11 protein-coding genes are annotated in these 15136 nt (G+C 65.9%); 2 read left to right on the top strand and 9 right to left on the bottom strand.

Annotated features, from left to right (window positions below):
- Window positions 1-15 precede the first annotated feature (15 nt).
- The 6 genes from J7359_RS03140 to J7359_RS03115 form a co-directional block, all read right to left on the bottom strand.
- Entirely contained in the window at window positions 16-273 is a 258-nt protein-coding gene (locus J7359_RS03140) for a DUF2484 family protein (protein ID WP_209055085.1), read from the bottom strand.
- Complete coding sequence (gene murC, locus J7359_RS03135; protein WP_209055084.1) at window positions 270-1697, bottom strand: UDP-N-acetylmuramate--L-alanine ligase; 1428 nt, start codon at window positions 1695-1697, stop codon at window positions 270-272. Before murC ends, J7359_RS03140 begins: the two co-directional genes overlap by 4 nt.
- The gene (locus J7359_RS03130; RefSeq protein ID WP_209055083.1) at window positions 1694-2779 is read right to left on the bottom strand and encodes a UDP-N-acetylglucosamine--N-acetylmuramyl-(pentapeptide) pyrophosphoryl-undecaprenol N-acetylglucosamine transferase; all 1086 of its coding nucleotides are present in this window, start codon (window positions 2777-2779) and stop codon (window positions 1694-1696) included. The genes murC and J7359_RS03130 overlap by 4 nt, the downstream gene beginning before the upstream one ends.
- Window positions 2779-3942 (bottom strand): putative lipid II flippase FtsW, encoded by a 1164-nt coding sequence (gene ftsW / locus J7359_RS03125; protein WP_209055082.1) that lies wholly within the window; start codon window positions 3940-3942, stop codon window positions 2779-2781. Before ftsW ends, J7359_RS03130 begins: the two co-directional genes overlap by 1 nt.
- Before the next feature lie 218 nt (window positions 3943-4160).
- On the bottom strand, window positions 4161-4904 hold the full coding sequence (locus tag J7359_RS03120; protein ID WP_209055081.1) for a cytochrome c biogenesis protein CcdA: 744 nt from the start codon (window positions 4902-4904) through the stop codon (window positions 4161-4163).
- Between the two features lie 111 nt (window positions 4905-5015).
- A complete protein-coding gene (locus J7359_RS03115; RefSeq protein ID WP_209055080.1) occupies window positions 5016-7691 on the bottom strand; it encodes a ribonuclease E/G in 2676 nt (891 codons plus the stop codon).
- 718 nt (window positions 7692-8409) lie between these two features.
- On the opposite strand from J7359_RS03115, the gene J7359_RS03110 reads away from it, so the two are divergent.
- Entirely contained in the window at window positions 8410-9306 is an 897-nt protein-coding gene (locus J7359_RS03110) for a DUF726 domain-containing protein (protein WP_209055079.1), read from the top strand.
- A 4-nt stretch (window positions 9307-9310) separates the two neighbouring features.
- Here the strand turns inward: J7359_RS03110 and J7359_RS03105 are convergent, their stop codons facing one another.
- The 3 genes from J7359_RS03105 to J7359_RS03095 all read right to left on the bottom strand — a co-directional run bounded on the left by J7359_RS03105 (window position 9311) and on the right by J7359_RS03095 (window position 11972).
- Window positions 9311-9934 carry an inner membrane-spanning protein YciB gene (locus J7359_RS03105; RefSeq protein ID WP_209055078.1) on the bottom strand — a complete coding sequence of 208 codons (624 nt, stop codon included), beginning with the start codon at window positions 9932-9934 and terminating at the stop codon, window positions 9311-9313.
- Between the two features lie 21 nt (window positions 9935-9955).
- The gene (locus tag J7359_RS03100) at window positions 9956-10855 is read right to left on the bottom strand and encodes a DMT family transporter (protein ID WP_209055077.1); all 900 of its coding nucleotides are present in this window, start codon (window positions 10853-10855) and stop codon (window positions 9956-9958) included.
- A 70-nt stretch (window positions 10856-10925) separates the two neighbouring features.
- Window positions 10926-11972 (bottom strand): DUF1223 domain-containing protein, encoded by a 1047-nt coding sequence (locus tag J7359_RS03095; RefSeq protein ID WP_247740151.1) that lies wholly within the window; start codon window positions 11970-11972, stop codon window positions 10926-10928.
- A gap of 228 nt (window positions 11973-12200) precedes the next feature.
- On the opposite strand from J7359_RS03095, the gene acnA reads away from it, so the two are divergent.
- Complete coding sequence (gene acnA, locus J7359_RS03090; protein ID WP_209055076.1) at window positions 12201-14972, top strand: aconitate hydratase AcnA; 2772 nt, start codon at window positions 12201-12203, stop codon at window positions 14970-14972.
- The last annotated feature ends 164 nt before the right edge of the window (window positions 14973-15136 follow it).

The raw sequence follows: 15136 nt of genomic DNA, 5'->3' as shown, positions 1-15136 counted from the left end.
CCCCAGAGAACCGTTTCAGTCCAGCGGCGGCAGCATCGGGTCGCGGGGATGGCGGCGGGGTGGCCAGAACAGCGCGGCAAGGCCAAGCGCAAAGCCCGCGACGCCCAGGATCGGCCCCCAGTTCAGGGTCAGCCAGCCCAGCACCGGCACGCCCGTGCCGACCAGCGCCCAGAAGGCGCGCGGGCGATGATGGGCGCGCAGCCACGGCAGCAGGCAGGCCAGCAGCAGCCAGACCGCCGCGACGGCAAAGGTGGCAAGATGCAGCCCGGTCACGCGGCCTTGCCTTGCAGCCGCGCGGGCAGCGCGTTGGCCCAGGCCGAGATGGTGCCGGCGCCCAGGCACACCACCATGTCGCCGGGCCGCGCCTGTTCGCGGACCAGCCGTTCCAGGTCGTCTTCGCTGAGGATCGCGCGGGCGTGGCGGTGGCCATGGGCGATCAGCCCGGCCACCAGATCGTCGCGCGAGGCGCCGGGGATCGGATCCTCGCCCGCCGCATAGACATCGGCGATGGCGACCACGTCCGCCTCGTTGAAGCAGGTGCAGAAATCGTCGAACAGGCTGGACAGGCGCGAATAGCGGTGCGGCTGGTGGACGGCGATCACCCTGCCCTCGGTCGCCTGGCGCGCGGCCTTGAGCACGGCGGCGATTTCCACCGGGTGATGGCCGTAATCGTCGATGATGGTGACGCCATCGACCTCGCCCACGCGGGTGAAGCGGCGCCCGACGCCGCCGAACTTGGCCAGCGCCTCGCGGATCTCGGCCTTCTTCATGCCCAGATGGCGGGCGACGGCGACGGCGGCAAGGCAGTTCGAGACGTTATGATCGCCGGGCATCGGCAGGGTGCATCCCTCGATTATCTCGACCTGCGCGCTGTCCTTGGCGCGTTCGCCCTGCAGCGCGATGTCGAAATGGGCGATGCCCTTTTCATAGCGCAGATTCATGGCGCGGATATCGGCCTGGGCGTTGAAGCCGAAGGTCACGACGCGGCGTTCGGTCAGCCGGCCGACCAGCGACTGCACCTCGGGGTGGTCGGTGCAGCAGACGGCGAGGCCGTAGAAGGGGATCGAGCTTGCGAAATCGTAGAAACCCTGCCGCAGCGCGTCGAAATCGCCCCAGTGTTCCATGTGTTCGGGGTCGATATTGGTGATGATGGCGATGTCGGTCGGCAGGCGGTTGAAGCTGCCGTCGCTTTCGTCGGCCTCGACCACCATCCATTCGCCCTCGCCCGCGCGCGCGTTGCTACCATAGGCGTGGATGACGCCGCCATTGATGACGGTGGCGTCCAGGTTGCCGGCGTCCAGAAGCGTGGCGACCATGGTGGTGGTCGTCGTCTTGCCGTGGGTGCCGGCGACGCAGATATTGGATTTCATGCGCATCAGCTCGGCCAGCATCTCGGCCCGGCGGACGACCGGAAGGCCGCGGCGGCGCGCCTCTTCCAGTTCGGGATTGCCCTTCTTGATGGCGGTCGAGATGACCACCACGCCAGCCTCGCCGATATTCTCGGCGCGCTGCCCCTCGAACACGGTCGCGCCCAGGGTTTCCAGCCGGTCGGTGATCTTCGAGCGTTTCAGGTCGCTGCCCTGGACCTGGTAGCCCAAGGTCAGCAGCACCTCGGCGATGCCCGACATGCCGATGCCGCCGATGCCGGTGAAATGGATCGGGCCAAGCTCTCCGGGCAGTTTGGTGGCGGCGTTCATGGCACTATCTCCGTGATCAGATCGTAAAGGCGGCGGGCCGCATCGGGGCGGCCCAGTTCCAGGGCGGCCGCGGCCATGCCGGACGCGCGCGCAGGGTCTGTGAGGATCGCGAGGATGTCGCGCGTCAGGCTGTCTGCGTCAAGCCCGGATTCCGGCCGGACCAGCGCGGCGCCGGACTGGGCAAGCGCCTGCGCATTGGCGGTCTGGTGATCGCCGGTGGCCGCGGCATAGGGGATCAGGATCGCCGGGCGGCCGATCACGGTGATATCCGCGATCGAGGACGCGCCCGAGCGGCTGACGACAAGCTGCGCCTGGGCAAGCCGTTGCGGCACATCGGTGAAGAAGGGCTGGACATCGGCGCTGACACCGGACCGGGCATAGGCATCGGTGACGCGGTCGGCATCTTCGGCCCGCGCCTGATGGCTGACGCGCAGTCGCGTGCGCAGATCATCGGGCAAGGCGGCGATCGCTGTGGGCACCACGTCCGACAGGACGCGCGCGCCCTGGCTGCCGCCGATCACCAGCAGATGCAGCGCGCCCTGCCCCGGCGCGGCATAGGCCGCGGCGGCGCGGTCCAGCACGGCGGCGCGGACCGGGTTGCCGGTATGGACGCCTCTGACGCCTGCGGGCAGATCGGTCGGCCAGGTGCCGCAGGCCACGCGGTTCACCCGCGCCGCGAAGATCCGGTTGACCCGCCCCATGACGCCGTTCTGTTCGTGGACAAGCCGCGGCAAGCGCATCGTGAATGCCGCCGACAGCGCCGGAATGGTCGGATAGCCGCCGAACCCCACCACGACCGAGGGCCGGTCGCGGCGGAAATCGGCGCGTGCCGCCATCACCCCCGCGGCGATCTTCAGCGGTGCGGTCAGCTTGCCGATGACGCCGCCGCGGGCGGTCGTGGCCGAGGGGACGACGACACGTTCGACCGCATCGGGAAAGCCGCCCGCATAGCGCGCGCCGCGATCGTCGGTCGACAGCTTGACCCGCCAGCCTTCGGCCAGCAGCAGCTCCGCCAGCGATTGCGCGGGAAACATGTGTCCGCCGGTGCCACCGGCAGCGATCAGGGCCAGCCTTGCAGCCATCATCGTGCCCGCCGCAGGATTTCGGCCATCTCGCCCTGTGGCCGCGTCCGGGTCAGCGCCAGCAGCATCCCCAGCGCGATCCCCGAGGCGATCACCGACGAACCGCCATAGCTGACGAAGGGCAGCGTCATGCCCTTGGCGGGCAGCAGCCGCACCGCGACGCCCATGTTGATCAGCGCCTGCACGCCGAAGGCGCAGGCCAGACCGGTTCCGGCGATGCGGGTGAACGGGTCACGTTCCTTCAGCAGGCGCAGCAGCGACCGCACGACGATGGTGCAGTACAGCGCGATGATCGCCAGCACCATGATGGTGCCGTATTCTTCCGCCGCGACGGCGATGATGAAATCGGTATGCGCGTCCGGCAAGGACCATTTCACCGTCCCCTCGCCCACGCCCACGCCGAAGAAGCCGCCCTCCTGAATGGCATTGGTGGCATAGCCGATCTGCGTGCGCGGATCGATTTCGGGATTGAGAAACCCATTGATCCGGCGGGCGAAATGTTCGGACGCGCCATAGGCGAAGACGCCGCCCGCGACCGCCATGCCCGCGACCGCCATCAGCAGGATCAGCGGCGCACCGGCCACGAAATACATCACCAGCCACGAGAACAGCACCAGCGAGGCCTGGCCGAAATCGGGCTGCAGTGCCAGCAGCACCACGATCGCCCCGGCAGTGACGAAGGAATAGAACTTGCCCGGCGGGCCGCCGACCTCCTGGCTGGCGGCCATGAACCACGCGCAAAGCGCCACGAAGCCCGGCTTCAGGAATTCCGAAGGCTGGACCGACACGAAGCCCAGGGACAGCCAGCGCGTCGCACCCTTGCCGAAATCCGTGCCGATCACCGGCAGCGCAAGGATCAATGCAAAGGCCGCCAGAAAGCCAAGGACACCCAGCCTACGGATCTGTCGCGGCGACATCATCGAGATGACCAGCATCACGCACAGCGCGACGCCGCCGAAGAACGCCTGGCGCTGAACATAGTAGAAGCGCGGCAGATTGTTCTTTTCGGCCAGCGGCACCGACGCCGCCAGACCCAGCAACAAGCCGATCGTGAACAGCCCCAGGACGCAGGCAAGTGACCACTTGTCCAGCGTGCGCCACCAGCGTGGAAGAATAGGGTCGCCCGCCCTTGCGGGCGTGGCACCAAAGACCATCTCGGTCATGGGAATACCGCCGTCACTGCCTCTGCATCGTCCGGTTTTTCCGGATCTGTCGGCAAGGATAGCGTGATTTCATCTGTCGCGCCACTCCCGATTGCGGGGCAGACCGCAAAACCGTCGGCACGCGACCACCGAACGGATTCTTCTTTGCGGAAATACCCAACGGGGGTGCGGCGGGGTGAAACCCCTGGCTTTCCAGGGATCGCCGCGCAGACCTGCGATCAGCCCAGTTCGGCCAGCGCCGGAAAGGTTTCAAGCAGCCAATAGGAAAACGCCGAGAATGCCCCGAACAGCAGCATCAACCCGACCACGACCAGCAATGCACCCATGATCTTTTCGATCGTCTTCAGATAGGGTTTCAGCCGGTTCATCAGACCGATGGCACGGCGGATGAAGATCGCCGCCAGCAGGAACGGGATGCCCAGCCCTAGCGCATAGACCGCCAGCAGCGCCGTGCCGCGCGACAATTCGCCTCCGGTCGCCGCAAGCGACAGGATCATGCCAAGCTGCGGGCCGATACATGGCGTCCAGCCGAAGGCGAAGGCCAGCCCCAGCACATAGGCCCCCAGCGCCCCGCCGCCCTGTTGACCGGCGTCGATCCGCGCCTCTTGGTCCAGGAAGGGGATGCGGATGACATGCAGGAAATGCAGCCCCATCACGATCACCACGATCCCCGCCAGTTTGGCCAGCATGTCCTGATATTGCAGGAAGGCGCGCCCGAAGGCCGAGGCGGCGAAACCCATCACCAGGAAGACCGTGGACAGGCCCATCACGAAGAACAGCGCCGGCAGGACCGCGCTGCGTTCGCCGGTCTTCAGCCCGTTGACGCCGACCCCGGTCATATAGGCCAGATAGGGCGGCACGATGGGTAGCACGCAGGGCGACAGGAAAGACAGCAGACCTGCCAGCAGCGCCACGAAAGCGGCGGGCAGGAAGGCGGCACTGGCAAGTTCGATTCCAAGCATGGCGCGACAATAACCACTTGGCGCGTCGCGCCTAGGGACAAATCGTCACGGTTGCGTGGGGGGCGCCGGGGCGCGCGCCAATGCCTGCGCGCGCCCCGGCGCCAAAGCCGTTCAGCGACCCAGCGACCACCAGCCGCGGCGCTTGGGACGATCATCCTCGGGCTGCGCTTCGGGCGCAGCCTCGGCCTCGGCCATTTCGGGCGCACGGCCCTGATCGCCGTCCTCGTCGGCGCGGTCATCGGTCACGGGCGCCGCGGCGTCGGCGAGTTGCGGTGCCGGTTCGGCGGCCGCGGGTTCGTCACGTTCGACCGCCTCTTGCGCCGCGACGTCCTCGGCCGCGACCGCATCCGCGGCGGCGTCCTGCATATCGGCTTGCGGGGCGGGTTCGTGCGCCGCGTCATCAGACTGGGCCGCGACGGGTTGGCGCACCTCCGCAGCCACGTCGGCGCCGGCCTGCGGCGTGGCGTCGCTGGCCGTGGAAGCCGCCTTCGGATAGCCCGCATTCACGCCGGGCAGCGTGTCGGCGCGGGTTTCCTCGCCCTTGTCGTCAAGATCGACCGCGTCCGGCAAGGCGCCTGCGGCGGTGTCGCGATCCGTGTCCTGACGGCTGTCGCGGCGACGGCTGCGCGTGCGCGAACGGGGTTTGCGGCCGGATTCGGGCTGTTTTTCGTCGGCGTCGGTCGAGGCATCGGACGTATCCCCCGACGCGGCCTGTTCCGCCTCATCCTCGCCGCCATCACTTTGGTCAGACGCGGCTGCGGTGTCGTCACCGTTCTGATCCTCGCCGCGGTCGCCCGATTTCCTGCGCCGGCGGCGGCGACGGCGGCGGCCGCGGCCAGCGTCGTCGTCATCCCCGTTGGACGGGCTGGCGTCAGCTTCCGCCGGCTTGCTTGTTGCGGCATCCGGGGTGGCCTCCTCGGACGGCGCAGCGGCGTCGCTGTCGTCGTCCTGATCGCCCACATCCTCATCATCGATCTGCGCCATCAGTTCGGCATCGACGGACAGGACCGGGTGGGCCGCATCGGGAACCGTGCGGGTCGCGGTCTTGAATTTCTCGATCGTGTAATCGGGCGAGATCAGCGCGGGATCACCCTCGATCCGAACCGACATGCCGTAACGCAGCTCGATCCCGGCGATATGTTCGCGCTTGGAATTGATGAGGAAGTTCGCGACAGCCACCGGCGCGCGGACCAGCACCTCGCGCGACCGCTTGCGCGTTCCCTCTTCCTCGACTGCGCGCAGGATCGTCAGTGCGAGGCTGTCATCGGACCGGATCAGCCCGGTGCCGTGGCAATGCGCGCAGGGCTGTGTCGTGCTTTCCAGCATGCCAGGACGAAGCCGCTGGCGCGACATCTCCATCAGTCCGAAGCCCGAGATGCGCCCCACCTGAATGCGTGCGCGGTCGGATTTCAGCCGGTCCTTCATGCGCTTTTCGACGGCGGCGTTGTTCTTGCGCTCTTCCATGTCGATGAAGTCGATCACGATCAGACCGGCAAGGTCGCGCAGACGCAGCTGGCGCGCCACCTCGTCGGCGGCTTCCAGATTGGTCTTCAGCGCCGTTTCCTCGATCGAGCCTTCCTTGGTGGCCCGGCCCGAGTTCACGTCGATGGCCACCAGCGCCTCAGTCACGCCGATGACGATATAACCGCCCGATTTCAGCTGCACGGTCGGGTTGAACATGCCCGAGAGATAGCTTTCGACCTGATAGCGCGCGAACAGCGGCATCGGATCGGCGTAGTTCTTCACGTTCCTGGCGTGGGACGGCATGATCATCTTCATGAAGTCCTTGGCGACGCGATAGCCGCGATCACCCTCGACCAGCACCTCGTCGATATCCTTCGAATAGAGGTCGCGGATATTGCGCTTGATCAGGTCGCCTTCCTCGTAGATCGGCGCAGGTGCGACCGATTTGAAGGTCAGGTCGCGGATCTGTTCCCACAGGCGCAAAAGATATTCGTAGTCGCGCTTGATCTCGGTCCGGGTGCGCTGGCTGCCGGCGGTGCGGATGATCAGCCCGGCGCCCTTCGGCACCGACAATTCGCCCGCGATGTCCTTCAGCTTCTTGCGGTCCGCGGCATTGGTGATCTTGCGGCTGATGCCGCCGCCACGCGCGGTGTTGGGCATCAGAACGCAGTAGCGTCCGGCCAGCGACAGATAGGTGGTCAGCGCCGCGCCCTTGTTGCCGCGTTCTTCCTTGACGACCTGCACCAGCATGATCTGGCGGACCTTGACGACCTCCTGGATCTTGTAGCGGCGGGCGCGCGGCTTTCTGGACGGACGGATTTCTTCGGACACATCCTCGTCGGCGACCGACTCGATGTTGTCGTCCTTGGAGGCGGCGTCGCCCTGTGCGTCGGAACCGGTATCGCCATCGGCATCGCCATCCTGCGGCGCGGCCTCGGCCGAGACGGTTTCATCGCCGGTCTCTGACTTTTCGGCCCTGGGCGCGGATCTGCGACGGCCGCGGCCACTGTTTTCCTCGGCCTCCTGGGCCTCGGCATGGGCGCGTTCCTCGGCCAGCAGCGCCTCGCGGTCGGCTGCGGGGATCTGGTAATAATCGGGGTGGATTTCCGCGAAGGCCAGGAAACCGTGACGATTTCCGCCGTAATCCACGAAGGCCGCCTGCAGCGAGGGTTCGACCCGCGTAACCTTTGCCAGATAGATATTGCCCGAGATCTGACGCTTGTTCAGAGTCTCGAAGTCAAATTCCTCAACTTTCGTTCCATCGACCACGACCACCCGAGTTTCCTCGGCGTGGGTGGCGTCGATCAGCATTTTCTTTGCCATTTTTATGTCTTTCGCGCAGGCATGCGTCCGGCGGCGCCAATGGCACCGACGAAAGATGGCTGCTTGATGATGTGGGCGCGATGGCGGCGATGGCGGTGGTCACGGGTCCGGCTTGGCCTGCGGCCCGCCCTCCGTGCTCTACTCCGACCGTCGCGCGCTTCATCGCGTCTGTTCCTTGTGATGGCCCGTCAGCCGCAGGGCTGGCCGGACCGCTGTCCTACATCGCCCCGGTCGCGATAGGTCGCTGCACAGAGGCTGAGTTTTCCGCGAGACACATGTCGCCTGGCTGTCGGCCGGGACCAGAGGTGCCGCGCTGCGAAACTGTTGGCGTCGCAACCCGAAGTTGAGGGCGCATGACGCATAACCGCAACATAGAGGTGGATGAGGGCAAGTTTCAATGCCCAAAAGAAATCACGTGTCGAATCGGCGCCCGAGTGCCGTGTCGGTCATCGGGGCCGCAAGACCGCGACGCTTCGGGTCGATCGACCCGGGCCTTGTTGCGCGACACCGACGGAAGACAGGCCGCGACCGCGCAACAGCCGTCGTGAAAGCGACACACCATTCATTACATAACGTCTTCAAAATCCTGTTTTGAAACAGATTTATGAAATAACCCCTCAGCGGCCCCAGCCTTCACGCTAGCTTAACGCTTCTTTCACGCCGTTGTCGCAACATCCACCTACCACGTCGCGTAACGGTGGTTGTTCAGGAGGTCGGAATGCCGGTCGTCAAGGTCAACGCACAACACGACGCGCCGCGGCGGTTGTGGCAGACCGCCGAGACGCTGCAGGAAGGGGCACCGATCGTCGTGATGGTGCACGGGTACCGTTACTCGCCCTCCAGCCCGGCACATGACCCGCATCGCCATATCCTGTCGCTGGACCCCGATCACAGCTGTCGGCGCGCCCATTCCTGGCCGCGTGCGCTGGGATTCGGCACCGGTGCACGGGACGAAGGGCTGGCACTGGCCTTCGGATGGGAGGCGCGGGGCAGCCTGGGCGGCGCCTATCGCCGTGCGGGCGAAGCCGGTGCATCGCTGGCCCGGATCGTGTCGCAACTGGCCGAACGGGCCGGACGACCCGTCGCGGTGATCGGACATTCCCTGGGCGCACGCGTGGCGTTGCAATCGCTGCACCATGCCGATCCCGGCAGCATCGGCCGGGTGATCCTGCTGACCGGCGCCGAATTCCGTTGCGCCGCCGCCGACGCGCTGGACAGCCGGGCCGGGCAGGACGCCGAGATCATCAATGTCACCTCGCGCGAGAACGACATCTTCGATTTCGCTCTGGAACAATGGCTGTCCCGGGGCCGGCGTCAGGCGCTGGGGTTCGGGCTGGACACGCCGTCGCGCAACTGGATCGACGTGCAGATCGATCACGGCGAGACGCTGGCCGCGCTGGAATCTCTGGGGTTCCCGACCGAACGGCGGCCGCTGCGCCTGTCGCACTGGACGCCCTATCTGCGCCGCGGCCTGTTCGATTTCTATCGCACCGCGCTGTGCCGGCCATGGGCGCTGCCGATCGGCATGCTGCACGCCCGCCTGCCCGGCCGGATCGAACCGCGCTGGTCACGCCTGCTGGCCGGGCCCGCCCAGTTCGGACTGGCGCGCGGCTAGCGGGTCATTTCCGGCCGTTGTCCGGGTTTCCTTCATCTGCATCTGTCTGGATCGCATGGGCCCGATACAGCCCGGCATTGCCCATCAGGAACACGAACAGGATCAGCGGCAGGCCGAAGGTCTTGAAATAGACCCATGTGGTTTCGGACATCGTGCGCCAGACGACCTCGTTCGCCACGGCCAGTGCCAGGAACAGCAAAGCCATCCGCAGGGTCAGCTTGCGCCAGCCAATCGCGTCCATCGGCAGCGCCTCGGACAGCACCGCCTGCAGCCAGTTCTTGCGCGCAAGCAGGCTGTAGCCAAGAATCGCCGCGAACAGCAGATAGATCATCGTCGGCTTCATCTTGAAGAAGCGCGGATCGTTCAGCCAGACCGACAGCCCGCCGAAAACGATCACCAGCACCAGCGTCGCGATCTGCATGGGCGCCAGCTTGCCGGTCAGCCGCCACTGGATCAGCGTGGCCAGCGCCAGCGCCGGGATGAAGACCAGCGTCGCCAGGATAAACGCGCTGTATTCCTGGCCTGCGATCACGGTCGTCTCACCCCGCTTGAGGATGAAGACCAGGAAGAAGATCAGCACGGGCCCCAGTTCCAGCACCGGTTTGACCCAGGGTTTCGGTTCCTTCATCGCGTCGCTACTCCTGCCTTGTCAGGCGGCGAACTCTACCACCACCGCGCCGGCCGCGATCAGCGCCATCAGCGCGGCCCGCACCGGCCCCACCTTTTCGCCCAGGATCAGCCAGCCGACAAGGGCCGCGAACACGGTCGATGTCTCGCGCAGGACCGCGGCGCGCCCGACATCGTCGATGCGGGTCGCAAGCATGATCGCGCCGAAACTGGCGAACGCGACCAGCGCGCCAAGGATCCCGCGCGTGGCCAGCGGGGCGATTTCGGCGCCGCGCAGCCGCGCGAGGCGGCGCAGGTTCCAGATCGGCATGAACAGCGAATCCAGCACGAAGAACCAGGCCAGGAAGGTGAAGGGATCGGCCGCCAGCCGGATTCCCCAGGCGTCATAGGTCGTGTAAAGCGCGACGAAACCGCCGGTCACGACCGCCCAGGCAAGGGCCGGTCCCAGCGTTTCGCGGCCCACCCTCAGATGGGCACGGTTCCACGCCGCCAGACCGAAGATGCCGCCGGTCAGCAGCAGCACGCCGCCCCACTGGATCAGGTTGAAATGTTCGTGAAACACCACCCCGGCCGCGATCACCGCGAAAAGCGGCGCGCTGCCGCGCACGACGGGATAGACCACCGTATAGGCCCCGCGCGTATAGGTCATCGCCTGCGCGATCTTGTAGGCGATATGAATAACCATCGCCCCCAACAGCACCGGCCACAGCGCGGCCGAAGGCCATGGCACGACGAACAGCGCCACCGGCAATGCCATCACACCATAGCTGAGATCGATCGCGGCGCGGCTGAGCCACGGGTCGTGCCGCCCCTTCTGCAGGGCGCCGAACAGCGCGTGCAGGAATGCCGCCATGACCGCAAGCGCCGAGGCCACCCGCGCGCCTTCGGGCGTGCCCGCGATCTGGATGACCCATTCGCTCATCCGCCGGTGATGGCGTGAATTTGCAGGATCTGCAAGATGTGTTTGCCGTGCCCGGCGTCAGCGCAGCGCGTCAGTCCAGCCGGATCGCAGCCAGGATCGGTCCCGGCAGGTCATCGCCCGTCAGTTCCTTCTGGATCAGCAGCGCGTGGCGCGCATCGGCGGGAAAATCCTCATCCGGCTCGCCGTCCGGGCGCACCGTCAGGCGCAGCGGCGCGGTGCCGTCCCATTTCGCCAGTTCGTCCAGGGCCAGCACCACATTCACATAGCTGACCGTCCGACCGCGATTCTCGCCCGCCGTCACCTTGACGTCGCGGCGCGGCGCATAGCGGACCAACAGGATCTCGACCCGACCGCCAAGATCCGACAGCGGCATCAGCTCGATCGCCTCGCCCTCGGCGGTGGTGTCGCGCTGGACGCTGAGCATGGCGGGCGACAGCCGGTTGGCGTCGATCAGCGCCATCAGCTGCGCCGGACCCGGCGCGACCGCGGTATCCTGACCGTCGATGATCAGCTGCGGCGTATAAAGCGACCTTTCGCCCGAGGCGCGGGCATAGCCTTCCTGACGGGCAGTGAATTCGGGCCGCGCGAAACTGTCGGCCCAGCCAAGATAGTCCCAGTAATCGACGTGGAACGACAGCGGCAGAACGCCGGGCTTGCCCGCCAGAGCGGCCAGCATCGCATCGGCGGTCGGACAGGATGAACACCCCTGAGACGTGAACAGTTCGACCACCACGGGCAATGTCGGCGGGGTGAAACTGTCCAGCGGCGGCGCATCCGGGGCCGCAAAACTGTTGAAGCCCCCCGATTCCGACGCCGCAAAGCCCATCACGCCCGGCGCCGCCCGGCCCGCATCGTCGGGTGCGGGGATCACGGGGGCGTCGTCGGCCAGCTCGGCGGGTGCCGCACCCGCAGCGCCCTCGGCCGGTGCGTCGCTTTCGGAGGTCGCCGCCGAGCCGCCCGCTGCCGATATCCCGACATCGACATCGGCGCCAGGCGCCTGCGCCAGAACCGGCGCCGACATCAGGCAGGCAAGCAGCGCCAACGCAGCAGGAATGCCGCGCATCACCGAAACGCCCGTGATCCGGTCCGCCGACCCTGTCCGCATGCAACTGTCCATGATTTCCCCTTGGCTGTTATCTGCATAGCGGCTGCCATGGGGCGTGAACAAATCAAGGCTTTGTTAGCCATCTCGTGAATTGCGACCAGTGCCTCTTGAGCAACAGCGGCACTTATGGTATGCAACGGCATACAATTTATCCTGACTGCCCTTGCGCTGCATTGCCGCATGGGGCAAATCAGGGGAACGCATGCCCGACCCATCCATCTTGCAGACAGGGAGGCCCTGATGCCGATCCAGACCGGAACCGACACCGCCAAGACGCGCCGCACGCTGAGCGTGGGCGATCAAAAGGTCGATTATTTCTCTATCGCCGCCGCGTCCGACGCGGGTCTGGGCGATTTTTCAAAGCTGCCGGCCGCGCTGAAGGTCGTGCTGGAAAACATGCTGCGCTTTGAAGATGGCGGCAAGACCGTCAGCACCGACGACATCAAGGCGTTTGCGGAATGGGCCGACAAGGGCGGCAAGAACCCGCGCGAGATCGCCTATCGTCCGGCGCGCGTCCTGATGCAGGACTTCACCGGCGTGCCGGCGGTCGTCGATCTTGCCGCGATGCGCGACGGCATCAAGGCCCTGGGCGGTGATCCGCAGAAGATCAACCCGCTGAACCCGGTCGATCTGGTCATCGACCACAGCGTGATGATCGACGAATTCGGCACACCGCGCGCCTTCCAGTTCAACGTGGAACGCGAATACGAACGCAATATCGAACGCTATCAGTTCCTGAAATGGGGTCAGAAGGCGTTCCAGAATTTCCGCGTGGTGCCGCCCGGAACCGGCATCTGCCATCAGGTGAACCTTGAATACCTGGCCCAGACCGTCTGGACCGACACCGATCAGAACGGCAACGAAGTCGCCTATCCCGACACGCTGGTGGGCACCGACAGCCACACCACCATGGTCAACGGCCTTGCCGTTCTGGGCTGGGGCGTCGGCGGGATCGAGGCCGAGGCCGCGATGCTGGGTCAGCCGATCTCGATGCTGATCCCGGAAGTGGTCGGCTTCAAGATCACCGGCGCCATGATGGAAGGCGTCACCGCGACCGACCTGGTGCTGAAGGTCACGCAGATGCTGCGGGCGCATGGTGTCGTGGGCAAATTCGTCGAGTTCTACGGCGACGGTCTGGACAACATGCCGCTGGCCGACCGCGCCACGATTGGCAACATGGCCCCGGAATACGGCGCCACCTGCGGCTTCTTCCCGATCGATCAGATCACGCTGCAATATCTGGAACAGACCGGCCGTGACAAGGACCGCATCGCGTTGGTCGAGGCCTATGCGAAAGAGAACGGCTTCTGGCGCCACGAAGGCTATGAGCCGGTCTATTCCTCGACCCTGCATCTGGATCTGGCCGATGTGGTGCCTGCGATTTCCGGCCCCAAGCGCCCGCAGGACCACACGCCACTGGATCAATCCGCCGACGCGTTCCTGAAGATGGTTCGCGGCGTGCGTTTCCCCGATGCCACGGACGACGCCGAAACCGACTGGCGCGAGGAAGGTGGCACGCGCGATCCCGGCTATGTTCCGGGGGGCCGTCACAAGGGCTTTTCGGAAGGCACGGTCGAGGGCGAGGATTACACGCTGCATGACGGCAGCATCGTGATCGCCTCGATCACCTCGTGCACCAACACCTCGAACCCGTCGGTGCTGATCGCCGCCGGTCTGGTGGCCCGCAAGGCACGCGAACTGGGGCTGAACCGCAAGCCCTGGGTCAAGACCTCGCTGGCTCCGGGATCGCAGGTCGTCAGCGAATACCTGGAGGCCGCCGGTCTTCAGGACGATCTGGACGCGATCGGCTTCAACCTTGTGGGCTATGGCTGCACCACCTGCATCGGCAATTCCGGTCCGCTGGAGCCCGCGATTTCCAAGTCGATCAACGAGAACGACCTGATCGCCGTGTCGGTGCTGTCGGGCAACCGCAACTTCGAGGGACGCATCTCGCCCGACGTGCGCGCCAACTATCTGGCCTCGCCGCCGCTGGTCGTGGCCTACGCGCTGGCCGGCGACATGAATATCGACCTGACGCGTGACCCGCTGGGGACCGACAAGGACGGCAACCCGGTCTATCTGAAGGATCTGTGGCCCAGCACCAAGGAGGTCGCGGACCTGGTGGCCAGCGTCGTCACGCGCGAGATGTTCATCGACAAATACGGCGATGTCTTCAAGGGCGACGAACGCTGGCAGGGCGTCGATGTGACCGACAGCGAAACCTATGACTGGCCGGCGACCTCGACCTATATCCAGAACCCGCCCTATTTCCAGGGGATGTCCAAGGAGCCGGGCAGCATTCACAATATCGAGGGCGCCCGGGTTCTGGCATTGCTGGGCGACATGATCACCACCGACCACATCTCGCCCGCCGGGTCGTTCAAGGAAGCTACCCCGGCCGGACGCTATCTGACCGAACGTCAGGTGCCGCCGCGCGAGTTCAACAGCTATGGTTCGCGGCGCGGCAACCACGAGGTGATGATGCGCGGCACCTTCGCCAATATCCGCATCAAGAACGAGATGCTGGACGGCGTCGAGGGCGGTTTCACCAAGGGACCGGACGGCAAGCAGGAAGCGATCTATGACGCGGCGATGGACTACGCCGATCAGGGCACGCCGCTGGTGATCGTCGGCGGCGTCGAATACGGTGCCGGCTCGTCACGCGACTGGGCGGCCAAGGGCACCAATCTTCTGGGCGTCAAGGCCGTGATCGCGGAATCGTTCGAACGCATCCACCGGTCGAACCTGGTCGGCATGGGCGTCATTCCGTTCGAGTTCACCGACGGCGACAGCCGCAAGACGCTGAAGCTGACCGGCGACGAAAGCATCTCGATCGAGGGGCTGGATGGCGACTTCAAGCCATTGTCGCTGGTGCCGTGCAAGATCACCTATGCCGATGGCACGACCAAGGAGATCAAGCTGAAGGCGCGCGTCGATACCGAGGTCGAGATCGAGTATCTGAAGAACGGCGGCGTCCTGCACTACGTGCTGCGCAACCTCGCGGCGGCCTGAACCGCGACCGGACCAAGATGCAGAACCCCCGGCCTGGCGCCGGGGGTTCTTTTTCGTTCTGGGGCAAGCCCTCGCCAATGGCCCGTCGCGCGAATGTATCGGCGGTGGAAACCGCAGCGTGATGAAAGTCGGTGACCGTTGATCCGAGGGCGCGTGTTCACGTC

The sequence above is a fragment of the Paracoccus sp. R12_2 genome (genome assembly GCF_017744015.1).
Classification (GTDB): Bacteria; Pseudomonadota; Alphaproteobacteria; order Rhodobacterales; family Rhodobacteraceae; genus Paracoccus.
This window is presented reverse-complemented; position numbering and strand designations above follow the sequence as displayed.